Below are 26056 nucleotides of genomic sequence, written 5' to 3'. Positions count from 1 at the left end.
AAAGCGGGGTTCACGGCGTAGTATAAATGCACTTATTATGCCGTGGAGCCCGTATGACCCTGAAAATCGACGTTATCAAAGACAAAATCCTATCTGAAAATTACTTTGTCCTGCGTAACATCACCTATGATTTAACGCGTAATAACGGTGAAGTTATCCGCCATAAACGCGAGGTCTACGACCGTGGCAACGGGGCAACCATTCTGCTCTACAACCGTGAAAAGCAAAGTGTGGTGTTGATTCGCCAGTTTCGGGTGGCGACATGGGTCAATGGCAACCCGGATGGACGGTTGATTGAAACCTGCGCGGGTCTTCTTGACGACGATGAGCCAGAAGTGTGTATCCGCAAAGAGGCCATCGAAGAGACGGGCTTTGAAGTGGGGAACGTTAAAAAAGTCTTCGAGCTGTTTATGTCGCCAGGCGGCGTGACGGAACTCATCCATTTCTTCATTGCGGAATACAGCGATGCCCAGCGAACGCACCGGGGCGGCGGCGTAGACGATGAAGATATTGAAGTGCTGGAACTTCCCTTTTCCCGGGCGCTGGCGATGGTCCATTCAGGGGAGGTTAAAGACGGTAAGGCTGTGATATTGCTGCAGTATTTACAAACATCCGGCTTAATGGGCGATGTTTCGGACAACTCTATCTGATAAATCCGATTGAGCACGCCAGGCTTGAACACGAAGATATTATCCAGATATGCGTTTTTGTTTCCGGGATTGTGCCATTCATGCGCCACTGCGTTTTTGTTCTCTGTTTATTTTGCGTACTCCCCACGCCGTGGGTGTGGGCTGCGCCTTCTCAGCAATCGTTCTCTGACTGGCAGGTCACCTGCAATAACCAGAATTTTTGCGTTGCGCGCAATACCGGTGAACATCGCGGTCTGGTGATGACGCTCAGCCGCAGCGCCGGGGCGAAAACCGATGCCACGCTGCGTATCGATCTTGGCGGCCTTTCTGCCCCCTCCGTAAAAGAGCCCGACATTGCGCCACGCCTGCTGCTGGATAATGCCCCGCTTAAATTTGAACCGCTGCACTGGCAGTTAACCCCCTGGCATCTGAAAACGGATGTCGCCGCTACCATCACGGCATTTTTGAAAAGCATTCAGGAAGGGAAGGCGCTGACCCTGCGTGGCGGCAACCAGGTTATCTCGCTGGTCGGTCTGAAAGCTGCCTTGCTGTTTATTGACGCCCAGCAAAAACGCGTTGGCAGCGAAACGGCCTGGATTAAAAAAGGGGGCGAGCCGTCGTTAAGCGTGCCGCCTGCGCCGGCCTTAAAAGAGGTGGCGGTGGTGAACCCGACACCCACGCCGCTGTCTCACGGTGAACTGAACGACCTGCTGGATTACGGTACCTGGCGGATGAATAACAGCCAGTGCTCGCTTGATCCAAACCGCCGGGAAGTGCGCGTGACTGCGCTAACCGACGACAAAGCGCTGCTGATCATCAGCTGTGAAGCAGGGGCATACAATACCGTCGATTTGGCGTGGCTGGTGTCGCGCAAAAAACCGTTTTCCGCCCGCAGCGTGAGGCTGCGTCTGCCGTTTACCCCTGTAAGCGACAGCAGTGAAATGGAGCTGATGAATGCCCGCTTTGATGAAAAAACGCGTGAACTGACCACGCTCGCATTAGGGCGTGGTATTGCGGATTGCGGGATCCAGACTCGCTGGCGTTTTGACGGTCAGCACTTCCGTCTGGTGCGTTATGCCGAAGAACCCAGCTGTGATAACTGGAATGGGCCAGATGCCTGGCCCACGTTGTGGATCACGAGGTAGCGTTTTGCCGGGTGGCAACTACGCTTGCACGGGCGAAAGCCCGACCCGTTAGTTTTTGCGGAAAAAGTCGTTATACAGCATGTACAGATGTGCCGCGCTCCAGGAGAAGTTAGGTGCGCCTTGCTGCGCGCCGGTCAGCGGGTTGTAGTTTTCCTGAATTGGGCCATCGGACGTTAACCCCTTCGCATGCTTAAAGAAGGTTTCCGCCAGAGTTTGTGCCTGTTCACGGTAGCCATAGCGTTCCATCCCTTTTAATCCAAACCAGAACTGGTCGACCCAGACGCGGCCACGCCAGTAGATATCCGGGCCAAACGCCGGGTTGGTCAACGCGGCCGTGCCGAGCGGCACGTATGTGTTGAACTCTTGCGGATCCAGCATCACCTTCACCACGGCGTCAGCATGTTCCTGCGTTGCTGCACCATTAAACAACGGCGACCAGCCTTCCGGCCCCTTACCGCGTTCGACGATAGGTTTGCCCGCGCAGCCGTTCTCCAGCGGCTTATCCTCAATGCGAATGTCGTAGTAAAAACCGCTTTTCGCATCGAACATACAGGTATTGATATAGGTCGCGAGCTTATCCGCCAGCTGGCGATAGTGGCTGGCTTCCTGCTCTTTCCCAAGCAGGCTCGCCATTTGCGCCAGATAGTGATTGTCGCTGTACATATAGCTCGCCTGGTCGACGGACTCCTGCAGTAACGAATAGCCCAGCAAGTTGCCCTCTTTGCTGCGGTTTTCCGCGAATTTTACCGTCCAGTCGCTGCGTTTCCCGCCGTTTTCGACGTATTTATCCAGCTGTGCTTTATCAATAAACCCGAACACGGCGGCATCGTCACGTCCGGATTCCCACGAGGCGGCAACCTGCGCCGGGATCTCCAGACTGTCATAATGCCCTTTGTCGATCACCCTGGCGTAGTTGTTCAGACCAGAGAGTGATTCCGCGTTATCGCCTTTCTTAACGGTAAACAGCATTTCACCGTCAGGGGTGTTATGGGCTTTGTCACGTGTCGCACCGTACTCCGGCACGCCGTTGCCGTTATGGTCCCGGTTACGTAGCCACCAGTCATGATAGGCAACCAGTTTTGGATACATCTCTGCCAGCCAGGCCTTATCGTGCGTGGTGTTGTAGACCTCCATCACTGACCAGGCCGCCAGGCTCGGTTTGGTATTGCGCTCGTTCCAGTTGCCACCGTCGCCACCGCGTTCCGGGCTCAGGTTCCAGGCGATAAGATCCGGTACAAAACCGGCATCCTGCGGGCGCAGAGGATCGTCGGCTTTGATTTGCCACGAGAAGACCGCGCGGATGTTCTCTTTGGCGATATCCGGGTTGAAATGCGACATTGCAAACGCCTGTTTCCAGGTATCCCACGGCCAGGTCTGGTTACCGGAGAACCAGCGTCCGGTTACGGATGGTGTTACCGTGTTGTAACGTACCGCGCCGCCAGGCGAGCGCCAGTTACCGTTCAGCGTTTCAATCGCTTTCACCGCCACGCGGGTTTGTTCCGGTGTTGCATTCGGGTTGGTTAGCCCTTTCTGCAGATAGCCCTCCCAGCGTTGTTGTGAGGCGGCAATGTAGGAGGCGGGACGCGCCAGGATATCGCGGATTTGCGGCTGTTCGCGTTTGACCTCATCTGCATTCAGCAAATGTGAATAGGTGGTATACAGCGTGGTGCTGCCTGTAATGTGCGCCCGGCTGGTAAAACGATGCCCGTCGACCGTGGTTTCGACGGGTAATGATTTATGCACCTGATATTCAGAACTGCCGGAGGTCAGCAGATCCCACGTCGAACGCACTTTGCCAAAGGTGACCTTCAGGCCATCGCGGGTGGTGACAATTTTGCGCTGATAATCGGGAAATGCTCCGTCGATGGTTTTATCCGAAAGCGGTTTACCTTCTTTGGCCTCCAGCTTTTCCAGCAGTTCGCCGTCCCACACCAGATCGAGCGGTGTCTTGCTGGTGATACGGGTTTCCAGCAGTGACGTGCGGGAGGAGGCAAAGCGTAACGTCATCTCTATTTGTACATCTTTCGCGCTCAGTTTCTGCACCAGCGCACCGGGAACACTCCAGGCCTCAAGGGTGAAATCCACTTTTTTGCCGTTCTGGTACACGCTCAGGCGGTCAAAATTGGTCGCCATAAAGTTGATGTACTCTTCGGTAAGTAGCGCTACGCCGGGAAACCCTCCCTGAGTGTGTGGCCCGTCTGGCAGCAGATGACCATGCCAGGCACCCAAATCGAAAAAGGGATTAAAGCGCTGGTGGTCGTCATAGTCGAAATCGTGCATATACTCCGGCGCACCGGTGCGGTTGACGACGTTTTTAAAGTCGTTTGCGGTTGCCGCATGGGCCGAAAAACTCAGCGCCAGAGCACAGGCCAGTGGCGTAAGTGCGGATGTAAATTTCATGGTGGAAGATCCCTTTTTTACCAGTAGAAGTATTGCATCAGGAAGACCTGGTCACTGGGGTCGCCGGAGGCATTTTTCATGTAGAAGCGGCTGTCGGCAGCAGTGGCAAAGCGTCCACCGCCGTACTCGTACCAGATACCAAACTGCATAAACGACGTGGTTTCATCGGTGGCATTGTCCGGACGATGCTTTGCATAGCTGTAGGCGGTGGAGAGATACACGCCTTTTAACGCCTCAATCATGGCGCTGAGCATATAGCCGGTTTCGGTGCCGGAGACATGCTGGCCTCTGGCGCGTCCGGTATGATGCCAGGCGCGTGCGGCCAGGTTTGGTGACAAAACACCGGTTAAAAAGAGCTGGCCGGTACCATCGGTGACTTCAAGGCCGTTCATCCAGGTGACACCTTTCACAATGTCATACTGGATATAGCCATTCGCCATTGCCGGATAAGTGTACTTATCGTCATAGCGATCGTATTTGCCAAAGTGCAGCCATGCCTTGCTCTCGTCATGGTGCCCGGCAGGCGTGGCGGTGATGCTATAGCGCAGGTCGCCGGAGAGATTTTGCACCTTGAGCGCGTACATAATGTCGCGGGTATTGGGGATCACATAACCCAGGTCGGGGGTGAAATCCCCCCACCATTGCAGGTCATCCAGGGAGGAATCCTGCCGCAGACTGAGCATGATCTCGGTACTGTTATCGGTTTTATAACCGCCGTAAAAGCGGTTGAGCCCGCCTTCAAAACCGCCCCAGCTGTGGTCAGGCACCCAGGCGTTGCCCTGATGGTCAGCCTGAACGGTCCAGCCTTCACCGTAAATCAGGCCGAACCAGTTCCCCTGTTTCATCTCCAGACCGCCCTCAATATAGGTGCCGTCGCTGTATTTATGTTTATCTTTACCTTCTAAATCCATATATCCGCCGACACCCAGTTCGCCATAAAAACGGAATGACGAAGAGGTGATTTCCGGCGTTTTGGTATCGTCGTGTTCGGCAGGTCGTGCCTCCTCTGCGGCAAATGACGGGCAGCAAAAAGAGAGGGCAGCGAGTGCCCCAAATGTTTTTACTTTAATTTTCATGCACTCATCCCAATGAGAAAAAATCCATGCCTTCAGTGTTAGTTAATATTCGAGGCCGGTGATGCTTCAATTTCTTGTTGTTCTTTTGATAATCCTTTTACGTATTTGCTGTATTTCCACCAGGCAAATCCGAGGAATAAAACAATGCCGCCGACGTTATAGAAAATAATCGTCAGAATATTGCCACCGGTCGGGAAGGTTGAGGCCACAAAACCGATGGTAAAAATCACAATCAGCATCGATACCACTACCATGCCCGTGGTGCGTGAGCCCATTTTGAAATCGCGTGGCAGATGATCGAGCTTACGGCGCAGGTTCAGGTACGCCAGCATGATGAACAGCGGCGGCAGCATTGATGCGGCGGCGGTCATGTTGATGACGGTGTTCATCAGCTCCTGCGCGGTATTCGACCCCATTGTCGGGATAATCATTAACGGGATCACAATCAGATACTGGATCCACGCCGCGCGTGCCGGTACGCCGTTTTCGTTCAGCGCCACGGTTTTGGGGCCAAAAATGCCGGTCGGGATTTCAGAGAAGAAAATTTTGACCGGGGTTGCCGTCCACATCAGCAGGGAGCCGAACATCGCGGTAAAGGAAACCAGCCCGACAAAGCGGTTCATCAGCACTTCCGGCAGGCCAAACCATACCGCCAGACCGTGGAACACCTGCACCGAGCCGCCGGTAAATTTCAGCTCTTTGCTGCTGATAAAGACGTTAATCAGCACCGAGGAGATGGAGTACAGCACGCCGATGAATATCCCCGCCAGAATGATCACTTTAACGAAGGATTTGGAGCCGCCCTTAACGTCATTGACGTATACCGCAACGGATTCCGCACCACCGGCAGCCATAAATATCCAGGTGGTAATACCGAGGAATGCCCAGTTGAAGTTCGGGATCATCGCATCCACGGTGATAGGGTCGGCAGGCTGAACGCCACCCATCAGAGCCGCGCCCGCCAGCAGAATATAAGAGAGGGTCAGCAATAGCATCAGCGTGGAGGTGACGGAGGTAATCGGCCCCAGCATTTTCGCCCCGTTGGTAGACACCCAGGTGGAGAAGGCGAACAGCACCATACTCAGTACTGTGGTGGCAAACGGCGTAAGAATGTACTCATAACCCAAAAAGGCGTAAGAGGCGTAGGCGATGACGCGCGGTAATAACGAGGTAAAGAAGAACAGGTTAACAAACCAGTAGGTGTAGGCGGTAATAAACGCCCAGCGTCCACCCAGCGAACTTTTCACCCAGGCGTAAACCCCGGCTTCGGAGTTTTTATTCAGTGAAACAAACTCTGCAATGATTAAGCAGAACGGAATGAAATAGAACAGGGTGGCTAAAAAGAACATCGGCGCTGAGGCGAGGCCCAGCTCGATATTGTTGTTGATGACGTTATTAAAACTAAACACGGCGGCAAACGTCAGCGACAGCAGGCCGAATTTGCCGATGGTATTACGCTTAGTGACTTCAGACATAACATATCTCCGGGTACGAGGAGGATAGCGGTGCTTCATTGGCACCGCTGGCTTTTTTATTTGTTATGAAAATAACCGTCTTCGATGGTCACATTGAGGACGACTTTTTTTGCAGGCGTATCACTGATGAAGCGATACGCCTCGTGGTTCTCACAAATGACGATTTGCCCCTCGCGCACCTGTTCGGTGTGACCCACACCTTTCAGGTATTCGCGGTCGGTTTCATCGCGATAACACGCCACAAGCTGAAGGGTTTCTTTTGCGGCGAATTCAATTTTTTGCATTCCCTGCAGGTAGTAATGCACCTCGAAGTAGCGGCGATGGCCGACGAACAATGCGTCGGTACTGGCATCACCGGTCACACGGTAGGCCAGCGAGTCGCCAATCGAGTGGGCAACGCCGGGCTGGATATTGTCGATGTTGTTTATGGCCTCTACGCAGCGCTGCCACTTGCGGCCCGTGCGATAAAGCTGCTGGAACTGTTCCAGGCTGTCGAGAACGATCATTTGTCTGCCTCGCTGTGCGAATTCATGGAGAAGAAACCGGTGCCAAACTGATGGTGCGCCAGCGCCTGCGAGGCGGCTTGTCCACCGTCCAGTGGGAGCAGGGTGAACCCGTAGCGGAACGGTCTGAACCAGACGCGCCAGGAGTCGAGCACTTCGCTTCCCCAGGAGTTGGAGCCTAAACCCAGTACCTGATGGTCAAGGTTGAGGGTAATGTCATCGCAACGATGCAGTTCATTGCAGTGCTGTGCCGCGTGGATGTTCTCTGCCGTGTAGTGCCATGCGCTAAAGTGGATTGGTTGCTCAGGCACCACCAGAAGTCCGCTGCCGTGACGGTTGGCAAGCGTTGCCCAGCGCACCTGCTGGCGGTTGCCGTTGTTCTGCGGGAAGGGGTAATTTTCGAACATCTTATCCACCGTGGTGTGCCACAGATCGATGGTGCTGGCCTGCTGGCTGTCGGGGTAGTTTTCCCCTGGCCCGCGTCCGTAGTAGCTCACCTGGTCAAATTCGCCGTTGATGCCGAGCGTAAAGCCGATGCACGGAATGATGTGCGGGTAATCGCCGTAGCGTTCACCGCTCAGCTCAACGTTGATTTGCCCGTCGGCGGTGATGCGCCAGCGATAGGTGCAGCGCATTCCAAAATCAAACACCGGCGGGGCAATCAGCGTGCGGGTGGTAATGAAAACCGCGTCGTCATGCTGCTCAACGTCGAAACTACGCAGATGCTCCTGCATGATCTGCAGATGGTTGGGTTGCCACAGCCCTTCATACTCCTGCTTGTGGTTATCAATCATCGGCTTGAAGAAGTTAATCTTCGGTTCGCGGGTAATCTTTTCCTCGCCGTTAACCTGCCAGACACTGAGTTTTCCCGTTACTTTAGAGAAGATCGCGCGGAAGTTATGCCCGGTCACGGTGTAACTCAGGCGGTCTTCTTCCCGTTTCAGCGGCGTGGCGTTGGTGTTGATCAGCGGCGTCGCATGCGCAGTGCGCGCTTTTAACGGGAACTGGTATACCGCAATGTTGTGTCCCGCTTCGCTATAGCGGGTACGGCTATTTTTGCTGACGCGCACGGTCAGGAACGCTTCGCGCTCATCGAGTTCAGGCAAGTCCAGACTCACGCTGCGCGAACTGTCTGGTGCCAGCCCGGTCACAACCAGCGGCTGGCTGTGCAGCGTTTCACCTTCAGCACGCACTTCGGCAAGCAGGGTGTAATCATCCAGCGTGGTGAACCAGAAGCGGTTTTCAATGTTCAGCTCACCGTTCTGCCAGCGCAGTTTGACCGGAGCGATAACCTGTTTGTATTCGCGCAGTCCCGGGCCTGGCGTTTGATCGGAGTAAATGAGTCCGTCGAGACAGAAGTTGTAGTTATTCGGGTAATCGCCAAAGTCGCCGCCGTAGGCGTAATACGTGTTACCGCTGGCATCAGCCGTCTGAATGCCGTGGTCACACCACTCCCAGACATAGTGACCCTGAATGCAGTCGTGGCGGTCGAATACGTTCTGATACTCGGTTAACCCGCCGGGGCCGTTACCCATTGCATGGGCGTATTCGCAGATAATGCGCGGTTTGGCATGCGGATATTCACCGAATAAATTCATCAGCGGCACGCGGGTATACATGGTGGAGATGATATCCACCACCTCAGCGTCGCGATCTTCTTCGTAGTGCAGCAGGCGCGTGTCATCCAGCGCTTTTGCCGCCCGGGCCATCGCGCGGATATTGCAGCCGTAGCCAGACTCATTTCCGAGCGACCAGATGATGATTGACGGGTGGTTTTTCTGCGCATGAATGTGGCGTTCGATACGCTCAACGTAGACATGCTCCCACGCCGGATCGTCGGTGATGCGGCTCAGGTCACCGACGTTGGCAAAACCGTGAGACTCCACATCCGTTTCCGCCATCACGAACAGGCCGTAGATGTCGCACAGTTCATAAAAGCGTGGGTCGTTCGGGTAGTGGGCGGTACGAACCGAATTAATGTTGTGTTGCTTCATCAGGATCAGATCGCGCTCAACGCGATCCATTCCCACGGCCCGGCCTTTCTGATGATCGTTATCGTGACGGTTAACGCCGTGCAGCTTCAGGTAGTGGTTATTGACGTAAAACAGGCCGTCACGCACCTTGATGTCACGAAAACCGATACGCTGCGGGATCACTTCCAGCGTCTGTCCGTGCTCATCTTTTAATGTTATGACCAGGTGGTAGAGATACGGTGATTCTGCAGACCACTGCTGCGGCTGCCTGACCTCCATGCTAAAGGATGTCTCACCGCTGCGGCCGATGGTCAGGCTGCCGGTCACGCCCTGATGGAGCACCGTCTCACCGTCATAGAGGGTATAGTCCAGCGATACGCTGGCAGGTTGCGGAGCAAGATTTTCCAACTCAAGCTGGCAGAAGAGAGTGGCGTTCTGGTACGCCTCGTCGAAGGTGGTTTTGACCGTCACATCACGCACGTGGGTCGGTTTTTTACCCACCAGATAGACGTCGCGGAAAATACCCGCTGTCCACCACATGTCCTGGTCTTCAATATAGGTGGAATCTGCCCACTGCATGACCCGCACGCACAGCAGGTTTTGCCCGCCATGAACCGCGTCACTGATATCAAACTCAGCGGTCAGTCGGCTACCCTTGCTAAAGCCAATGTAGCGGCCATTCACGTAGACTTCGAAGTAGGTTTCGACACCGTCAAATTTGATAATGGTCTGCTTGTCTTGCCAGTTGTCTGACAGGGTGAACCAGCGCTGATATGCCCCGGTTGGGTTATCCGTTGGTACCCACGGTACATCTACCGGGAAGGGGAAGCCTTCATCGGTATACTGCAGCTGGCCGTGGCCTTCCATTTGCCACATACCGGGCACGGTAATATCACCCCAGTCCGCCATGTAGTGTGAGGTGAAGTTTTCGGGCACCAGCAGTGGATGAGTGAAAAAGCGAAAATTCCACTGGCCGCTTAATGACAGAAAGTGGCTACTGGCTTCGCGGGCAAATGTGCGAGCCTGGGCAACGGTATCGTAAGCGAAGAAGTACGCACGCGGCGGGAGCCGGTTCTCGTGCGTGAGTTGAATATTTTCCCAGCGATTCATGTGATCTCCCTGTGGGGTAAAACATCATTGCTGAGTATTTTAGTAAAAATTTTACTAAATAAAATCAGTAAAGCCGATTTGCTTTAACCCGATCACGAAATAAAAAAATGCCGGGCGTGCCCGGCAAACTGTTTGAAGGGAGAGAATTAGCGTGTAGTGCCGCGCAGTTTCAGTACGCTCGGTACGAAAACCTGCAGCGGCAGCGCCCGGCCATCGCGGGATTTTTCCAGCAACAGGTTAACGCCCTGGCTGCCCATCATTTCAGAGTGAATACGCACGGTGGAGAGTGGCGGGAAGGTGAAGCGAGCGGTCGGGATATCGTTCACGCTAATCAGCGAGATATCCTCCGGGATCGCCAGCCCTTTCTCATGGATGGCGCGCAATACGCCGATGGCAATGGAGTCGGAGGCCACAAACAGCGCGGAGGGCCAGGTTTTCTGTGACAGCATCATTGTTGCCAGCCCGTAGCCGGAGGAGCTGGAAAAACCACCGCGCCAGATGTCCTGTTCCGATACGACCCCTTTCAGGCGGCCATATTCCACAAAGGCAACTTCACGGATATCGGCTTTGCCTGGTTCATCTTCACCACCGATAAAACCAATGCGCTTAACACCCTGAGCAATAAAGAAATCGATGATCTGTTTGCTGATGCGTGAGAGGTCGATATCTACGGCATCGTACTCGCTGCCCGGTTCGTGAAAGTCGATAAAGCAGACGTTGTCAGTCAACGCGGTTGCCGCACTCCGGATGGCCGGGGACGGTTTGCCGACAATCAACACGCCGGTGAGCTTTTTAATGTCTGGCAGAGTAGCAAAGGCATAGCAGTTACTTAGCTCAACACCCAGTTTTTCACACTGCGTCTCGATACCGTGGCGGATGGCAAGGTAGTACGGGTCGTTAATTTCCAGCTCTTGCTGGTAGCTGTACAGCGCCAGGATATGTTGCTGACCGGTGGTACCTGCCTGCATTTTTCGGGATGTGCTGCTCTTGTACTCCAGCTTCTCGGCAATCTCCAGAATGCGGTGTTTGGTCTCTTCTTTTACATTCAGCGTTGGGTCGTCATTGAGAACCCGGGACACCGTTGCCAGTGAGACGCCAGCCTCCGTCGCAATGTCTTTGAGCGTTGCCATGTTTTTCCTTATTCCCCACGTTTTATCCCATTGTAAAGGATGCGTTCGGACATGCATCTGTTTTTAGTAAATTTCCCGGCGGTTGCCTTGGGCAAATGGTGTGCTAGTATTTAGTAAAATTTTACTAAGGAGTGATAATGGAAACGATAGCCTACGATGACTTTGCAAAGCTGGAGATCCGTGTAGGGACGATTGTGGACGTCAAACGCCATGCTAATGCCGACAAGCTCTATATCGCGCAGATAGAGGTGGGTGGTAAAACGCTGCAAACCGTCACCAGCCTGGTACCCTACTACCGGGAAGAGGAGTTGAAGGGGAAAACCGTGGTGGTGTTATGCAATCTGGCCAAGGCCAAAATGCGCGGCGAAACCTCCGAATGCATGCTGCTCTGTGCTGAAACCGATGATGCCAGTGAAAGCGTATTGTTAACGCCGGAGCGGGTGATGCCGGCTGGTGTACGGGTGGTATAAAAAAAGCCGGGTGGAGGCTACGCCTTACCCGGCCTGCAAAACGACAGTTCCGGTGTTACATAATGCTCAATGCTTGCTCAACCACGTTCTCAACGGTAAAGCCAAAATACGGGAACAATTTATCGGCAGGAGCCGATTCACCGTAACCCCGCATCCCGACAATCGCGCCTTTCAGCCCGACATATTTATACCAGTAGTCGGCAATACCGGCCTCAACCGCCACGCGAGCCGCGACGTTTGCGGGTAAAACCGATTCACGGTAGGCCTCGTCCTGGGCGTCAAAAATATCGGTTGAAGGCAGGGAAACCACGCGCACGGTGTGACCTTCGGCGGTCAGTTTCTCCGCCGCTTTCACCGTGATTTCCACTTCAGAACCGGTGGCAATCAGAATGACGTCCGGTTTGCCGCCGCTGTCTTTCAGGATGTACCCGCCACGGGCGATGTTTTTGACCTGCTCCGGCGTGCGTTCCATCTGCGTCAGGTTCTGACGCGACAGGATCAGCGCCGTTGGCCCGCTGTGGCGCTCAACCGCCAGTTTCCAGCCCACTGCCGCTTCGACCTGATCGCACGGACGCCAGGTGCTGAAATTAGGCGTCAGACGCAGGCTTGCCAGCTGCTCGACCGCCTGGTGCGTCGGGCCATCTTCGCCCAGACCAATCGAATCGTGGGTGTAGACCATAATTTGCCGCGCTTTCATTAACGCCGCCATACGCGCTGCGTTACGGGCATACTCCACAAACATCAGGAAGGTGGCGGTATAAGGTACAAAACCACCGTGGTGGGCGATACCGTTGGCAATGGCGGTCATCCCAAACTCACGCACGCCGTAATGGATATAATTCCCGGCACTATTTTCCGTCAGGGATTTCGAGCCAGACCAGATAGTCAGGTTGCTGGGAGCCAGATCTGCCGAGCCGCCCAGCAGTTCGGGCAGGATTGGCCCGATGGCGTTCAGCGTGTTTTGTGACGCCTTACGGGTGGCAATTTTTGCCGGGCTGGACTGCAGATTTTCAATCAGCGCCTGGGTTTTCGCTGCCCAGTCCTCCGGCAACCCTCCGCTCATGCGGCGGGAAAATTCGGCGGCCAAATCCGGGTGTGCTTTTTTGTAGGCGGCAAATTTCTCGTTCCAGGCGTGCTGAACCTTTTCACCTTCTTCACGGGCATCCCACGCTCTGTAGATCTCTTTTGGGATCTCAAAAGCGGGATATTTCCAGCCCAGTTTCAGCCGGGTCAGCGCCACTTCCTCTTCACCCAGCGCTGCGCCGTGCGCTTCTTCTTTACCCGCCTTGTTCGGTGAGCCGAAACCAATTACCGTGCGGCAGATAATCAGCGACGGTTTGTCCTTCACGCTTTGTGCCTCAAGAATCGCTTTTTTCACCGCGTCAGGATCGTGACCATCAATGTCATGCACCACGTGCCAGTGATACGCCTCAAACCGTTTTGCTGTATCGTCGGTAAACCAGCCTTCGGTTTCCCCGTCGATGGAGATGCCATTGTGATCGTAAAAACCGATCAGCTTGCCCAGCCCCAGCGTGCCCGCAAGAGAACATACCTCGTGCGAAATCCCCTCCATCAGACAGCCGTCGCCCATAAACACGTACGTGTAGTGATCGACAATGTCGTGCCCTGGCTGGTTGAACTGTGCGCCCAGCGTGCGTTCGGCAATCGCCATTCCAACCGCATTCGCTAACCCCTGGCCGAGCGGTCCGGTGGTCGTTTCAACGCCCGGCGTATAGCCGATCTCCGGGTGGCCTGGTGTTTTCGAATGTAGCTGGCGGAAGTTTTTTAGCTCTTCAAGAGGAAGGTCATAACCGGACAGGTGTAGCAGGCTGTAGAGCAGCATTGACGCGTGACCATTGGAGAGAATAAAACGGTCACGGTCGTACCAGGTGGGATCGTTCGGGTTGTGCTTCAGAAAGTCGTTCCACAACACTTCGGCAATATCTGCCATGCCCATCGGTGCGCCAGGATGGCCGGAATTGGCTTTTTGCACGGCATCCATGCTGAGGGCGCGAATGGCATTGGCAAGCTCTTTACGGGACATAGTTCACTCCGTGGCAAGGTTAAAGTTTGGCGGCGAGAAGATCTTCCAGTTTGCGCTGGTCGACGGCGAACAGGCGGATGCCTTCCGCCAGTTTATCCACGGCCATCGCGTCCTGATTGTGCTCCCAGCGGAACTCCGCTTCGGTCATGGCTTTGGGTTTCGGGAGCACGGTTGAGGAGGGCACCAGCTTGCGCACCACCGTCTCTTCTTTTTCCTGCAACTCTTTGAGCAGGTTAGGGGAGATAGTCAGGCGGTCACAGCCTGCCAGCGCCAGGATTTGCTCGGTACGACGGAAGCTGGCTCCCATTACGATGGTGTTATAGCGGTGCAGTTTGAAGTAGTCGTAGATATTGCGAACCGATTTTACGCCGGGGTCTTCATCCACCACATACGGATCCATAGGCTGTTTAGCCTGATACCAGTCGTAGATACGTCCGACAAAAGGTGAGACGAGGAACACGCCCGCTTCCGCGCAGGCGCGAGCCTGAGCAAACGAGAACAGCAGCGTCAGGTTGCAGTGGATACCCTCTTTTTCCAGGATTTCTGCGGCGCGAATTCCTTCCCAGGTTGAGGCGAGCTTAATCAGAATGCGTGACTTATCAATACCCTGCTCCTGGTAGAGTTCGACAAGATGACGGGCTTTGCTGATGCTCTTTTCTTTATCAAAGGAGAGGCGAGCATCGACTTCAGTCGACACGCGTCCCGGAATGCTTTTCAGAATTTCGGTACCGAAATTAACGGCCAGTTTGTCGCTGGCCTCGATGACCTTCTGCTCCTGTGTTTTCCCGCGCTGTTTACCGTAGGCAATGGCGTCATCAATCAGATGACTAAAATGAGCAAGCCCTGCCGCTTTGAGCAGCAGCGAGGGGTTCGTGGTCGCATCTTCAGGCTGATAGTGACGAATCGACTCAATATCGCCGCTGTCGGCGACCACGGTGGTGAATTGTTTGATGCCATCTAGTTGGTTCATAAGTAATTACTCCATGGAAATAAAAGACTTACCCGAGTGCGTTAGTTCACACTTCTGAAAAATGCATGATGGACTTAACAAAAAAAGCATAGCAGACGGGGGAGGCATTGCGCCCTGAGACGGGTAACATGCCAGTTATAAATTGATAACAATTTTTGTGCTGCAATGGTGAGAGTTTGGCGGCCTTCAAAGTTTGTGAGGCTGCCTGCGGCGATACTATGTGGCACCCCAGGGTGTGGCATCAGGATCGTAAACATCACCCTTTTTGACCGAAACGTGAAAGGAATAACAAGATGGATGAGCAGTTGAAGCAAAGTGCCCTCGATTTTCACGAGTTTCCTGTCCCGGGCAAAATTCAGGTTTCCCCAACTAAACCGCTGGCAACCCAGCGCGATCTGGCGCTGGCCTATTCGCCAGGCGTGGCGGCTCCTTGCCTTGAAATCGAAAAAGATCCGCTGGCAGCCTACAAATACACCGCGCGCGGCAACCTGGTGGCGGTTATTTCTAACGGCACGGCGGTGCTGGGCTTAGGTAACATCGGCGCACTGGCCGGTAAGCCGGTTATGGAAGGGAAGGGCGTTCTGTTCAAAAAATTCGCCGGTATTGACGTGTTTGATATCGAGGTGGATGAGCTCAATCCCGACAAATTCATCGACGTGGTGGCCGCTCTGGAGCCAACGTTTGGCGGTATTAACCTCGAAGACATCAAAGCGCCGGAATGTTTTTACATTGAGCAGAAACTGCGTGAACGTATGAACATTCCCGTGTTCCATGATGACCAGCACGGTACGGCGATTATCAGCACGGCGGCCATTCTGAACGGCCTGCGGGTGGTGGAGAAAAATCTCTCTGACGTGCGCATGGTGGTGTCCGGTGCGGGTGCGGCGGCTATCGCCTGTATGAACCTGCTGGTGGCGCTTGGGATGCAGAAACACAATATTGTGGTCTGTGACTCCAAAGGCGTTATTTATAAAGGCCGCGAGCCGAACATGGCGGAAACCAAAGCGGCCTACGCGGTGGAAGACGACGGCAAGCGTACGCTGGACGACGTGATTGACGGCGCGGACATCTTCCTCGGCTGTTCTGGCCCGAAAGTGTTGACTCAGTCAATGGTGCAGAAAATGGCGCGTGCGCCAATGATTCTGGCACTGGCTAACCCTGAACCGGAAATTCTGCCGCCGCTGGCTAAAGCGGTGCGTGAAGATGCCATTATCTGTACTGGTCGTTCGGACTACCCGAACCAGGTGAACAACGTGCTCTGCTTCCCGTTCATCTTCCGCGGTGCGCTGGACGTTGGTGCGACGGCTATCAACGAAGAGATGAAGCTGGCAGCCGTTCGTGCTATTGCTGAACTGGCCCACGCCGAGCAGAGCGAAGTGGTCGCCTCGGCGTATGGCGATCAGGATCTGAGCTTCGGCCCGGATTACATCATTCCAAAACCGTTCGACCCGCGTCTGATCGTAAAAATTGCGCCAGCGGTCGCTAAAGCGGCGATGGATTCCGGCGTGGCAACACGTCCAATTCAGGATTTCGACGCCTACGTCGATAAGCTCACCGAGTTTGTCTACAAAACCAACCTGTTTATGAAGCCGATCTTCTCTCAGGCACGTACCGACGCGAAGCGTGTGGTACTGGCAGAAGGGGAAGAGGCGCGTGTGCTGCATGCCACTCAGGAGCTGATTACTCTGGGGCTGGCGAAGCCGATCCTGATTGGTCGTCCGAGCGTCATCGAGATGCGTATCCAGAAGCTGGGGCTGCAAATCAAGCCGGGCGTTGATTTTGAGATCGTGAACAACGAATCCGATCCACGCTTCAAAGAGTACTGGAGTGAGTACTACACCATCATGAAACGCCGCGGGATCACCCAGGAGCAGGCTCAGCGGGCTGTGATCAGCAACACTACGGTGATCGGCGCGATCATGGTTCACCGCGGTGAAGCGGATGCCCTGATCTGCGGTACCGTTGGTGACTATCACGAACATTTCAGCGTGGTGCAGGAGATCTTCGGCTATCGCGAAGGTGTGCATACCGCCGGTGCGATGAACGCGCTGCTGCTGCCAAGCGGTAACACCTTTATTGCTGATACCTACGTTAACGACGATCCCTCACCGGAAGAGCTGGCGGAGATCACCGTGATGGCGGCGGAAACTGTGCGTCGCTTTGGTATCGAGCCGAAAGTGGCGTTGCTGTCGCACTCGAACTTTGGTTCATCTAAATCACCGGCGGCCTGTAAAATGCGTCAGACGCTGGAGCTGGTGCGTGAGCGTGCGCCGGAGCTGATGATTGACGGTGAGATGCACGGCGATGCTGCGCTGGTAGAAAGTATTCGTAATGAACGTATGCCGGACAGCCCGCTGCGAGGCTCAGCGAACGTGCTGATTATGCCGAACGTGGAAGCCGCGCGTATCAGCTATAACCTGCTGCGCGTTTCCAGCTCTGAAGGGGTCACCGTTGGGCCGGTACTGATGGGTGTGGCAAAACCGGTTCACGTGTTAACGCCGATTGCTTCCGTGCGCCGTATCGTGAACATGGTGGCACTGGCAGTGGTTGAGGCGCAGACGCAGCCGCTGTAACTTCGTTACCCCTCTCCCAAAAGGGGTGAGGGGTAACGTGTGTTTAAACCCAGTCCCGAACCTTTATAAACTCACTTAAGGCAGCCTCCGGGCTGCCTTCTTTTGGCTCGAAATTATACTCCCAGCGTACCAGCGGCGGCATCGACATCAGAATCGATTCCGTGCGTCCGCCCGTTTGCAGGCCGAATAACGTGCCGCGATCCCACACCAGATTGAACTCGACATAGCGTCCGCGACGGTAGAGCTGGAACTCGCGCTCACGTACGCCGTAGTCGGTGTTTTTACGGCGCTCGACGACAGGCAGATAAGCGTCGGTATACCCCTGACCGACGGCCTGCATAAAGCGGAATGCGGTATCAAAATCCGGCGTATTCAGATCGTCAAAGAACAGCCCGCCAATACCACGTTGCTCGTCACGGTGCTTCAAATAGAAATAATCATCGCACCACTTTTTATATTTTGGGTAAACGTCTTCACCAAACGGCAGACAGAGGTCGCGCGCGGTGGTGTGCCAGTGTACGGCGTCCTCTTCAAAGCCATAGTAGGGTGTTAAGTCAAAACCACCACCAAACCACCACACCGGATCGGCTCCCGGTTTTTCCGCAATGAAAAAGCGCACGTTGGCGTGGCTGGTCGGGACAAACGGGTTATGCGGATGTACGACCAGAGAAACGCCCATCGCTTCGAAACTGCGGCCTGCCAGCTCAGGACGGTGCGCCGTGGCGGAGGCGGGCATGGCATCGCCGTGAACGTGGGAGAAATTGACCCCTGCCTGCTCAAAGATGCCGCCGTTACGCAGCACGCGGCTACGTCCGCCACCACCTGCTTCACGCTGCCAGTTATCTTCCTGGAATTCAGCGCCGTCTGCGGCGGCCAGTTTCTGGCAAATCTCATCCTGCAACTGCAGCAGGAATGTTTTGACCAGTTGTGCATTGGGTTTCATCAACGTTTCCTGGAGTGCGCTTTCTGGTTATCGAACCAGTTGAAATAACTGATTATCCCGGAGGCGATGGCGTTGGCGATCTTCTGGCGAAATGCCGTGGTACCGAGCAGACGCTCTTCTTCCGGGTTAGTAATAAAAGAAGTTTCGACCAGCACCGACGGAATCGACGGCGATTTCAGTACCACAAACGCGGCCTGTTCGGTGCCTTTACTGTGCAGTCGGTGCACCGGCTTAATCTTCTTCAGAATGTGCGAACCGAGCGTCAGGCTGTTTTTAATGGTGTCCGTCTGAACGAGGTCAAACAGTACCTGTTGTAACAGGTGATCTTTATCAGTGGCTTTTTTCCCGGCCACTTCATCTGCCCGGTTTTCGCGATCGGAGAGATATTTTGCCATCGCGCTACTGGCCCCGCGGTTGGAGAGTGCAAACACCGATGCACCCGCCGCCGATGGGTTGGTAAAGCCGTCTGCGTGAATCGACATAAACAGGTCTGCACCGTGCTGGTGGGCAATTTCCACGCGGTCATACAGCGGAATGAAGGTGTCGCCAGAGCGTGTCAGACGGGCGTCAATGCCGTTGCTGCGTAAAATTGCGCGCACATTTTTTGCAATTGCCAGTACGACATGTTTTTCTTTAGCGCCGTTTTTGCCAATCGCACCGGTATCAATGCCGCCGTGGCCCGGATCGAGCATGACAACGCGTTTCGCACCGGGTTTTTTCGCCTTCGGTTTGCTGTGTCCATTACTGGTTTTAAGCGTGCTCTCTTCTTTTGCCTGAGCCTGCTTTGCGATGCCTGTTAACGTTAAGGCCGCCAGCCCCGCTTTGAGAACCTGACGACGCGATGTGAGTGCTTTTAATGGTTTGAATGTGCTCATGCGGCCTGAATTGAAAAAATTGGGATCCTGGTGTTATATCGTATCTCGATTAACGTTACGACAATCCTTACCTGGGAATTGTTTTACTTTTCATTTCAATACGTGACAAAGTGACATTATGCCAAATTTTGGCGAGATTTTCCCCGATTATTGGATAAACGTGGCGTTCGCGTCATAATCACTGTTTTTAAACCCGAAAAGGCGGTTAATACCATGGAGATACGCGTTTTTCGCCAGGAAGATTTCGAAGAGGTGATCACCCTTTGGGAGCGCTGCGATCTGCTGCGTCCGTGGAACGACCCGGAAATGGACATCGAGCGTAAGGTTAATCACGACGTCAGTCTGTTCCTGGTTGCGGAAGTCAACGGTGAGGTGGTCGGTACCGTGATGGGTGGTTATGACGGTCATCGTGGCTCGGCCTATTATCTGGGTGTCCACCCGGAATACCGGGGGCGCGGTATCGCCAATGCGCTGCTCAATCGTCTGGAAAAGAAACTGATTGCCCGTGGTTGCCCGAAAATTCAGATCATGGTGCGGGAAGATAACGATGTGGTGCTGGGCATGTATGAACGCCTGGGCTATGAGCATTCTGACGTGCTGAGCCTGGGCAAGCGTTTGATCGAAGATGAAGAATACTGATATCCATCCGGCAGACTATGACGCGCAGGGGCGTGTCAGGCTGCCTTTTTTATTCTGGTGCGTGCTGCTGTTGCAGGCACGAACCTGGGTGTTGTTTGTGATGGCGGGGGCGTCGCGCGGGCAGGGTGATACATTACTGACGCTCTTCTATCCCGATCACAATGCGTTCTGGTGGGGGTTATTGCCGGGTGTGCCTGCGGTACTGGCATTTTTGTGCAGCGGGCGACGGCATATGATCCCCCGTCTGTGGGGGGCGCTGCGTGGGTTGCTTATTCTCGCGCAAATTGCGCTGCTGTGCTGGCAGCCCGTGCTCTGGCTGTCCGGCGAGCCCCTCACGGGAATGGGTATTGCGCTGGTGGTGGCGGATATTGTGGCGCTGATGTGGCTACTCACTAACCCGCGTCTGCGCGCCTGTTTTACACCAGAGTCAGATTAAGCGGCACTTTTTGTCGATGCCGTACTCCAACAAGCGTTGATTTAACAAGAAAGGACGTTTCAATGAAATCGCTGCGTTTACTTTTATGCGCTCTTCCGCTGGTATTAACCGGCTGTTCAACGCTTTCGTCGATCAACTGGTCGGCGGCTTATCCGTGGAACTGGTTTGGCTCTTCAATGGAAGTGACCGAGCAGGGTGTGGGTAAAATTACCGCCACGACGGCGCTGGATCAGGACGCCATACAGGATGCCCTGAGCAGCGACTACCGTCTGCGAAGCGGCATGAAAACCGAAAATGGCAACATCGTGCGCTATTTCGAAGCGATGAAGGGCGACAAGCTGGCGCTGGTGATTAACGGTGACAAAGGCATGGTAAACCGCATTGCGGTACTGGATGAAAATATCCCGACGGCAGGCGGCGTGAAAGTGGGCACACCGTTTAGCGATCTCTATAAACAGGCCTTCGGCAACTGCACCAGTGCCCCTTCTGACAACAAGGTTGCGGTGGAATGTAAGGCCGAAGGTAGTCAGCATATCAGCTACCTTTTCACCGGAACCTGGAGCGGCCCGGAAGGGTTGATGCCGTCTGACGATACGCTGAAGAACTGGAAAATCAGTAAAATTATCTGGAAGCAGTAATTTGCGCCTGAGCAAGCCGCCTTGTTGAAATCAGGGTATAATGACCGCCATCAATGCCACGTTGTCGTGGCATCTTTATTTCAGGAGGAGCGATGTCTCAGGTTCAGAGTGGCATTTTGCCAGAACATTGCCGCGCGGCGATTTGGATTGAAGCCAATGTCAAAGGGGACGTGGATGCCCTGCGTGCGGCCAGTAAAGTGTTTATTGATAAACTGGCTTCCTTCCAGGCCAAATTCCCTGACGCCCAACTGGGGGCCGTTGTTGCCTTTGGCAATACTGTCTGGCACCAGCTGAGCGGTGGTGAAGGGGCGGAAGAGCTGAAAGATTTTATCCCTTACGGGAAAGGTCTGGCTCCGGCAACCCAGTACGACGTGCTGATCCATATTCTCTCTTTGCGTCATGACGTGAACTTCTCTGTTGCTCAGGCGGCGGTTTCAGCCTTTGGCGACAGCATTGAGGTGCAGGAAGAGGTCCACGGCTTCCGTTGGGTAGAAGAGCGCGATCTGAGCGGTTTCGTCGACGGGACTGAAAACCCGGCAGGTATTGAGACACGCCGTGAAGTGGCGGTTATTAAAGACGGTGTGGATGCGGGCGGCAGCTACGTGTTCGTCCAGCGCTGGGAGCACAACCTCAATCAGCTTAGCCGCATGAGCGTGCACGACCAGGAGATGATGATCGGCCGAACCAAAGAAGCCAACGAAGAGATCGACGGCGACGAGCGTCCGGCAACCTCTCACCTGACCCGCGTTGACCTCAAGGAAAACGGCAAAGGGCTGAAGATTGTCCGCCAGAGCCTGCCGTATGGCACGGCAAGCGGTACTCATGGCCTCTATTTCTGCGCCTACTGCGCGCGTCTGTATAACATTGAACAACAGCTGCTGAGCATGTTCGGTGATACCGACGGCAAGCGTGATGCGATGCTGCGCTTCACCAAACCGGTGACCGGTGGTTACTACTTCGCTCCGTCCGTTGAGCGTCTGCTGACGCTGTAATTGCCTTTCTCCCTCTCCCGGTGGGAGAGGGTTGGGGTGCGGGCAACAGGCCGCACCCTTATTCTCTTTTCTGCTTCTAAATCACCAAACGGTATATAAAACCGTTACTCCTTTCGTCCTCGTTATAAATATTATGACTATAAGATAGTCATCACATTTATAAGGGTGCGCAATGGCCGTTACTGTACTGAAAAAAGGATCTCTGGCGCTGGCGGGTTTACTGCTGGTAGCACAGGCGCAGGCAACTGAGCTGCTGAACAGTTCCTATGATGTATCCCGCGAGCTGTTTGCCGCCCTCAACCCGCCGTTTGAACAGCAGTGGGCAAAAGAGAACAATGGCGACACGCTGACCATCAAACAGTCTCACGCCGGGTCGTCTAAGCAAGCGCTGGCAATCCTTCAGGGGCTGAAGGCGGATGTGGTGACCTATAACCAGGTAACCGATGTGCAGATCCTGCACGACAAAGGCAAGCTGCTCCCTGCTGACTGGCAGAGCCGTCTGCCGAACAACAGTTCGCCGTTCTACTCCACGATGGGCTTCCTGGTACGTAAGGGCAACCCGAAAAATATTCACGACTGGAACGACCTCGTGCGTTCTGACGTGAAGCTGATTTTCCCGAACCCGAAAACCTCCGGTAACGCGCGCTATACCTATTTAGCTGCGTGGGGCGCGGCAGACAAAGCTGACGGTAACGACAAAGCGAAAACTGAACAGTTTATGACTCAGTTCCTGAAAAACGTCGAAGTGTTTGATACCGGTGGTCGCGGTGCGACGACGACTTTCGCAGAACGGGGTCTGGGCGATGTGCTGATTAGCTTTGAATCGGAAGTGAATAACATCCGCAAACAGTATGAAGCGCAGGGCTTTGAGGTTGTGATCCCGAAAACCAACATTCTGGCCGAGTTCCCGGTGGCATGGGTAGATAAAAATGTCCAGGCCAACGGTACAGAGAAGGCGGCGAAAGCCTACCTCAACTATCTGTACAGCCCGCAGGCGCAGACCGTGATCACTGATTACTACTACCGCGTGAACAACCCGGACGTCATGAACAAACTGAAAGATAAATTCCCGCCGACCGGGCTGTTTCGCGTGGAAGACCATTTCGGCTCCTGGCCTGATGTGATGAAAACGCATTTTGCCAGCGGCGGCGAGTTAGACAAATTGCTGGCGGCGGGGCGTAAGTAATGTTTGCAGTATCCACACGACGCGTGCTGCCGGGCTTTACCTTAAGCCTCGGAACCAGCCTGCTGTTTGTCTGCCTGATTTTGCTGTTACCGCTCAGTGCGCTGGTGATGCAGCTCGCGCAGATGAGCTGGTCGCAGTACTGGGAAGTCGTTACCAACCCACAGGTGGTGGCGGCCTATAAAGTGACGCTACTGTCGGCGTTTGTGGCCTCGGTTTTCAACGGTGTGTTCGGCCTGCTGATGGCGTGGATCTTAACCCGCTATCGCTTCCCTGGCCGTACGCTGCTCGACGCGTTAATGGATCTGCCGTTTGCTCTGCCCACTGCCGTCGCCGGTTTAACGCTGGCCTCGCTCTTCTCCGTGAACGGGTTTTACGGCGAGTGGCTGGCGAAGTTTGATATCAAAGTGACTTATACCTGGCTCGGTATCGCGGTGGCGATGGCCTTTACCAGCATCCCGTTTGTGGTTCGTACCGTACAACCGGTGCTGGAAGAGTTAGGCCCGGAATATGAAGAAGCCGCGGAAACGCTGGGTGCCACGCGCTGGCAGAGCTTCCGCAAGGTCGTGCTGCCGGAACTGTCTCCGGCACTGCTGGCGGGCGTGGCGCTGTCGTTTACCCGTAGCCTCGGTGAGTTCGGCGCAATTATCTTTATCGCCGGGAATATCGCGTGGAAAACAGAAGTGACCTCGCTGATGATTTTTGTGCGTTTGCAGGAGTTTGATTATCCGGCGGCGAGTGCCATCGCTTCGGTGATCCTCGCTGCATCGCTGCTGCTGTTGTTCTCGATTAACACTCTGCAAAGTCGCTTTGGTCGACGCGTGGTAGGTCACTGATGGCGGAAGTTACTCAATTGAAGCGCTATGACGCTCCCCGCATTAACTGGGGAAAATGGGTTCTGATTGGTACGGGCGTGCTGGTATCCGCCTTCATCCTTGTCGTGCCAATGGTTTACATCTTTGTTCAGGCGTTCAGCAAAGGGCTGATGCCGGCGCTGGAAAATCTCGCCAACCCGGACATGCTGCACGCCATCTGGCTGACGGTACTGATTGCGCTGATTACCGTCCCGGTCAACCTGGTGTTCGGGACGCTGCTGGCCTGGCTGGTGACGCGCTTTAACTTCCCTGGCCGCCAGCTGTTGTTGACCCTGCTGGATATTCCGTTTGCCGTGTCACCGGTGGTTGCCGGTCTGGTTTACCTGCTGTTTTACGGATCCAACGGCCCGCTGGGTGGCTGGCTGGATGAGCACAACCTGCAGATTATGTTCGCCTGGCCGGGGATGGTGCTGGTGACGGTGTTTGTCACCTGTCCGTTTGTGGTGCGCGAACTGGTGCCGGTGATGTTAAGCCAGGGTAGCAACGAAGACGAGGCGGCGGTTCTGCTGGGGGCGTCCGGCTGGCAGATGTTCCGCCGCGTGACGCTGCCGAACATTCGCTGGGCACTGCTCTACGGCGTGGTCTTGACCAACGCCCGTGCGATTGGTGAATTCGGCGCGGTGTCGGTGGTCTCTGGCTCGATTCGCGGCGAGACGTTGTCGCTGCCGTTACAGATTGAATTACTGGAACAGGACTACAACACCGTCGGTTCCTTTACTGCCGCTGCGTTACTGACGCTGATGGCGATTTTGACCCTGTTTTTAAAGAGTGTGGTGCAGTGGCGTTTAGAGAATCAGGAAAAACGTCAGCACCAGGAGGGAAATCATGAGCATTGAGATTGCCAATATTAAGAAGTCTTTTGGTCGCACCCAGGTGCTGAATGATATCTCGCTGGATATCCCCTCCGGACAAATGGTGGCGCTGCTGGGGCCGTCTGGCTCCGGTAAAACCACGCTGTTGCGTATTATCGCCGGGCTTGAGCATCAGACCAGCGGGCACATCCGTTTTCACGGTACCGACGTCAGTCGTCTTCATGCCCGCGATCGTAAGGTGGGCTTTGTGTTCCAGCATTACGCACTGTTCCGCCATATGACCGTGTTCGATAACATCGCGTTTGGCCTGACCGTGCTGCCGCGCCGTGAGCGTCCGGATACTGCCACTATTAAAGCGAAGGTGACCAAACTGCTGGAGATGGTGCAGCTTGCTCACCTGGCTGACCGCTTCCCGGCGCAGCTTTCCGGCGGGCAGAAGCAGCGCGTTGCGCTGGCGCGTGCCCTGGCCGTTGAGCCGCAAATCCTGCTGCTGGATGAGCCGTTTGGCGCGCTGGATGCGCAGGTGCGTAAAGAGCTGCGCCGCTGGCTGCGTCAGCTCCATGAAGAACTGCAGTTCACCAGCGTTTTCGTAACCCACGATCAGGAAGAGGCAATGGAAGTCGCTGACCGCGTGGTGGTGATGAGCCAGGGAAATATTGAGCAGGTTGATGAGCCAGAACAGCTCTGGCGCGAACCGGCGACCCGCTTTGTACTGGAGTTTATGGGGGAAGTGAACCGTCTGCAGGGCACCATTCGCGGTGGACAATTCCACGTGGGCGCGCACCGCTGGCCGCTGGGCTACACCTCCGCGCACCAGGGGGCTGTCGATCTGTTCCTGCGTCCGTGGGAAGTGGACGTCAGCCGTCGCACCAGCCTGGATTCACCGTTGCCGGTTCAGGTGCTGGAAGCTAGCCCTAAAGGTCACTACACCCAATTGGTGGTACAACCGCTGGGCTGGTATACCGAGCCGCTGACCGTGGTTATGCGCGACGAAGAGGCCCCGTACCGCGGTGAGCGCCTGTTTGTTGGCCTGCAGCACGCCCGTATTTACCACGGCAATGAGCGTATCGAGACGCGTGAGGATATTGCTCTGGCAGAGTCAGCCTGATAGGTTATTGCGTAGTTTATCGCCCGGTGACGCTGCGCTTACCGGGCCTACAGTTAT

22 protein-coding genes are annotated in these 26056 nt (G+C 54.8%); 12 read left to right on the top strand and 10 right to left on the bottom strand.

Going from position 1 to position 26056, the window contains the following annotated elements:
* Positions 1–53: 53 nt before the first annotated feature.
* Together nudK and ACJ9N4_RS07065 are read left to right on the top strand one after the other, a co-directional pair.
* The gene (nudK, locus tag ACJ9N4_RS07070) at positions 54–650 is read left to right on the top strand and encodes a GDP-mannose pyrophosphatase NudK (RefSeq protein ID WP_182272228.1); all 597 of its coding nucleotides are present in this window, start codon (positions 54–56) and stop codon (positions 648–650) included.
* Positions 651–730: 80 nt separating this feature from the next.
* Entirely contained in the window at positions 731–1774 is a 1044-nt protein-coding gene (locus ACJ9N4_RS07065; RefSeq protein WP_182918751.1) for a DUF1176 domain-containing protein, read from the top strand.
* Positions 1775–1822: 48 nt separating this feature from the next.
* On the opposite strand, the gene ygjK is transcribed toward ACJ9N4_RS07065, so the two are convergent.
* The 6 genes from ygjK to ebgR form a co-directional block, all read right to left on the bottom strand.
* Positions 1823–4174, bottom strand: a complete 2352-nt coding sequence (gene ygjK / locus ACJ9N4_RS07060) for an alpha-glucosidase (protein ID WP_182918750.1) — start codon at positions 4172–4174, stop codon at positions 1823–1825.
* A gap of 17 nt (positions 4175–4191) precedes the next feature.
* Entirely contained in the window at positions 4192–5250 is a 1059-nt protein-coding gene (gene ygjJ / locus ACJ9N4_RS07055) for a protein YgjJ (protein WP_182272225.1), read from the bottom strand.
* Positions 5251–5288: 38 nt separating this feature from the next.
* The gene (locus tag ACJ9N4_RS07050; protein ID WP_182272224.1) at positions 5289–6725 is read right to left on the bottom strand and encodes an amino acid permease; all 1437 of its coding nucleotides are present in this window, start codon (positions 6723–6725) and stop codon (positions 5289–5291) included.
* A gap of 56 nt (positions 6726–6781) precedes the next feature.
* The gene (locus tag ACJ9N4_RS07045) at positions 6782–7231 is read right to left on the bottom strand and encodes a beta-galactosidase subunit beta (RefSeq protein WP_182918749.1); all 450 of its coding nucleotides are present in this window, start codon (positions 7229–7231) and stop codon (positions 6782–6784) included.
* Positions 7228–10311, bottom strand: a complete 3084-nt coding sequence (ebgA, locus tag ACJ9N4_RS07040; RefSeq protein ID WP_182918748.1) for a beta-galactosidase subunit alpha — start codon at positions 10309–10311, stop codon at positions 7228–7230. Before ebgA ends, ACJ9N4_RS07045 begins: the two co-directional genes overlap by 4 nt.
* Before the next feature lie 146 nt (positions 10312–10457).
* Positions 10458–11441: a transcriptional regulator EbgR gene (gene ebgR / locus ACJ9N4_RS07035; RefSeq protein WP_182272221.1), complete on the bottom strand. Its 984-nt coding sequence runs from the start codon at positions 11439–11441 to the stop codon at positions 10458–10460.
* A 137-nt stretch (positions 11442–11578) separates the two neighbouring features.
* Between ebgR and ACJ9N4_RS07030 the strand changes: the two genes are divergently transcribed.
* Positions 11579–11911, top strand: a complete 333-nt coding sequence (locus ACJ9N4_RS07030; protein WP_182918747.1) for a tRNA-binding protein — start codon at positions 11579–11581, stop codon at positions 11909–11911.
* A 55-nt stretch (positions 11912–11966) separates the two neighbouring features.
* Here ACJ9N4_RS07030 and tkt read toward each other — a convergent pair whose 3' ends face one another.
* Positions 11967–13955, bottom strand: coding sequence for a transketolase (gene tkt / locus ACJ9N4_RS07025; protein ID WP_182918746.1), 1989 nt, complete (start codon positions 13953–13955; stop codon positions 11967–11969).
* Positions 13956–13974: 19 nt separating this feature from the next.
* Positions 13975–14925 (bottom strand): transaldolase, encoded by a 951-nt coding sequence (tal, locus tag ACJ9N4_RS07020; RefSeq protein ID WP_182918745.1) that lies wholly within the window; start codon positions 14923–14925, stop codon positions 13975–13977.
* Positions 14926–15218: 293 nt separating this feature from the next.
* On the opposite strand from tal, the gene maeB reads away from it, so the two are divergent.
* A complete protein-coding gene (maeB, locus tag ACJ9N4_RS07015; protein WP_182918744.1) occupies positions 15219–17498 on the top strand; it encodes an NADP-dependent oxaloacetate-decarboxylating malate dehydrogenase in 2280 nt (759 codons plus the stop codon).
* Positions 17499–17541: 43 nt separating this feature from the next.
* On the opposite strand, the gene hemF is transcribed toward maeB, so the two are convergent.
* Positions 17542–18441 (bottom strand): oxygen-dependent coproporphyrinogen oxidase, encoded by a 900-nt coding sequence (gene hemF, locus ACJ9N4_RS07010; RefSeq protein ID WP_196390321.1) that lies wholly within the window; start codon positions 18439–18441, stop codon positions 17542–17544.
* Positions 18441–19316, bottom strand: coding sequence for an N-acetylmuramoyl-L-alanine amidase AmiA (gene amiA, locus ACJ9N4_RS07005; protein ID WP_182918742.1), 876 nt, complete (start codon positions 19314–19316; stop codon positions 18441–18443). The genes hemF and amiA overlap by 1 nt, the downstream gene beginning before the upstream one ends.
* A gap of 213 nt (positions 19317–19529) precedes the next feature.
* Between amiA and ACJ9N4_RS07000 the strand changes: the two genes are divergently transcribed.
* From ACJ9N4_RS07000 to cysA, 8 genes are all read left to right on the top strand, one after another.
* On the top strand, positions 19530–19955 hold the full coding sequence (locus ACJ9N4_RS07000) for a GNAT family acetyltransferase (RefSeq protein ID WP_023308738.1): 426 nt from the start codon (positions 19530–19532) through the stop codon (positions 19953–19955).
* Positions 19942–20391 carry a DUF2919 domain-containing protein gene (locus ACJ9N4_RS06995; protein ID WP_182272214.1) on the top strand — a complete coding sequence of 150 codons (450 nt, stop codon included), beginning with the start codon at positions 19942–19944 and terminating at the stop codon, positions 20389–20391. The genes ACJ9N4_RS07000 and ACJ9N4_RS06995 overlap by 14 nt, the downstream gene beginning before the upstream one ends.
* Before the next feature lie 62 nt (positions 20392–20453).
* Positions 20454–21029, top strand: a complete 576-nt coding sequence (locus tag ACJ9N4_RS06990; RefSeq protein ID WP_182918741.1) for an RpoE-regulated lipoprotein — start codon at positions 20454–20456, stop codon at positions 21027–21029.
* A 92-nt stretch (positions 21030–21121) separates the two neighbouring features.
* Complete coding sequence (locus ACJ9N4_RS06985; RefSeq protein WP_182918740.1) at positions 21122–22021, top strand: Dyp-type peroxidase; 900 nt, start codon at positions 21122–21124, stop codon at positions 22019–22021.
* Positions 22022–22193: 172 nt separating this feature from the next.
* Positions 22194–23207 carry a sulfate ABC transporter substrate-binding protein gene (locus tag ACJ9N4_RS06980; protein WP_411500363.1) on the top strand — a complete coding sequence of 338 codons (1014 nt, stop codon included), beginning with the start codon at positions 22194–22196 and terminating at the stop codon, positions 23205–23207.
* Complete coding sequence (cysT, locus tag ACJ9N4_RS06975) at positions 23207–24040, top strand: sulfate/thiosulfate ABC transporter permease CysT (RefSeq protein WP_182272210.1); 834 nt, start codon at positions 23207–23209, stop codon at positions 24038–24040. The genes ACJ9N4_RS06980 and cysT overlap by 1 nt, the downstream gene beginning before the upstream one ends.
* The gene (gene cysW / locus ACJ9N4_RS06970) at positions 24040–24915 is read left to right on the top strand and encodes a sulfate/thiosulfate ABC transporter permease CysW (RefSeq protein ID WP_182272209.1); all 876 of its coding nucleotides are present in this window, start codon (positions 24040–24042) and stop codon (positions 24913–24915) included. Before cysT ends, cysW begins: the two co-directional genes overlap by 1 nt.
* Positions 24905–25999, top strand: a complete 1095-nt coding sequence (cysA, locus tag ACJ9N4_RS06965; RefSeq protein ID WP_182272208.1) for a sulfate/thiosulfate ABC transporter ATP-binding protein CysA — start codon at positions 24905–24907, stop codon at positions 25997–25999. Before cysW ends, cysA begins: the two co-directional genes overlap by 11 nt.
* Positions 26000–26056 lie beyond the last annotated feature (57 nt).

This window comes from Enterobacter sp. LM3, from assembly GCF_046622475.1.
Classification (GTDB): domain Bacteria; phylum Pseudomonadota; class Gammaproteobacteria; order Enterobacterales; family Enterobacteriaceae; genus Enterobacter; species Enterobacter cloacae_P.
Note: the sequence above shows the minus strand (reverse complement) of the source record. Positions and strands in the feature narration are given on the sequence as shown.

Bases quoted from the DNA above. Each gene is read 5' to 3' on its own strand.
- ACJ9N4_RS07045 (WP_182918749.1), bottom strand. From the start codon at position 7,231: ATGATCGTTCTCGACAGCCTGGAACAGTTCCAGCAGCTTTATCGCACG.
- cysW (WP_182272209.1), top strand. From the start codon at position 24,040: ATGGCGGAAGTTACTCAATTGAAGCGCTATGACGCTCCCCGCATTAAC.
- ACJ9N4_RS07050 (WP_182272224.1), bottom strand. From the start codon at position 6,725: ATGTCTGAAGTCACTAAGCGTAATACCATCGGCAAATTCGGCCTGCTG.
- ebgR (WP_182272221.1), bottom strand. From the start codon at position 11,441: ATGGCAACGCTCAAAGACATTGCGACGGAGGCTGGCGTCTCACTGGCA.
- hemF (WP_196390321.1), bottom strand. From the start codon at position 18,441: ATGAAACCCAATGCACAACTGGTCAAAACATTCCTGCTGCAGTTGCAG.
- ACJ9N4_RS06995 (WP_182272214.1), top strand. From the start codon at position 19,942: ATGAAGAATACTGATATCCATCCGGCAGACTATGACGCGCAGGGGCGT.
- ACJ9N4_RS06985 (WP_182918740.1), top strand. From the start codon at position 21,122: ATGTCTCAGGTTCAGAGTGGCATTTTGCCAGAACATTGCCGCGCGGCG.
- amiA (WP_182918742.1), bottom strand. From the start codon at position 19,316: ATGAGCACATTCAAACCATTAAAAGCACTCACATCGCGTCGTCAGGTT.
- ACJ9N4_RS07000 (WP_023308738.1), top strand. From the start codon at position 19,530: ATGGAGATACGCGTTTTTCGCCAGGAAGATTTCGAAGAGGTGATCACC.
- ACJ9N4_RS07065 (WP_182918751.1), top strand. From the start codon at position 731: ATGCGCCACTGCGTTTTTGTTCTCTGTTTATTTTGCGTACTCCCCACG.
- cysA (WP_182272208.1), top strand. From the start codon at position 24,905: ATGAGCATTGAGATTGCCAATATTAAGAAGTCTTTTGGTCGCACCCAG.
- tkt (WP_182918746.1), bottom strand. From the start codon at position 13,955: ATGTCCCGTAAAGAGCTTGCCAATGCCATTCGCGCCCTCAGCATGGAT.
- nudK (WP_182272228.1), top strand. From the start codon at position 54: ATGACCCTGAAAATCGACGTTATCAAAGACAAAATCCTATCTGAAAAT.
- ygjK (WP_182918750.1), bottom strand. From the start codon at position 4,174: ATGAAATTTACATCCGCACTTACGCCACTGGCCTGTGCTCTGGCGCTG.
- ygjJ (WP_182272225.1), bottom strand. From the start codon at position 5,250: ATGAAAATTAAAGTAAAAACATTTGGGGCACTCGCTGCCCTCTCTTTT.
- ebgA (WP_182918748.1), bottom strand. From the start codon at position 10,311: ATGAATCGCTGGGAAAATATTCAACTCACGCACGAGAACCGGCTCCCG.
- maeB (WP_182918744.1), top strand. From the start codon at position 15,219: ATGGATGAGCAGTTGAAGCAAAGTGCCCTCGATTTTCACGAGTTTCCT.
- ACJ9N4_RS06990 (WP_182918741.1), top strand. From the start codon at position 20,454: ATGAAATCGCTGCGTTTACTTTTATGCGCTCTTCCGCTGGTATTAACC.
- ACJ9N4_RS07030 (WP_182918747.1), top strand. From the start codon at position 11,579: ATGGAAACGATAGCCTACGATGACTTTGCAAAGCTGGAGATCCGTGTA.
- tal (WP_182918745.1), bottom strand. From the start codon at position 14,925: ATGAACCAACTAGATGGCATCAAACAATTCACCACCGTGGTCGCCGAC.
- ACJ9N4_RS06980 (WP_411500363.1), top strand. From the start codon at position 22,194: ATGGCCGTTACTGTACTGAAAAAAGGATCTCTGGCGCTGGCGGGTTTA.
- cysT (WP_182272210.1), top strand. From the start codon at position 23,207: ATGTTTGCAGTATCCACACGACGCGTGCTGCCGGGCTTTACCTTAAGC.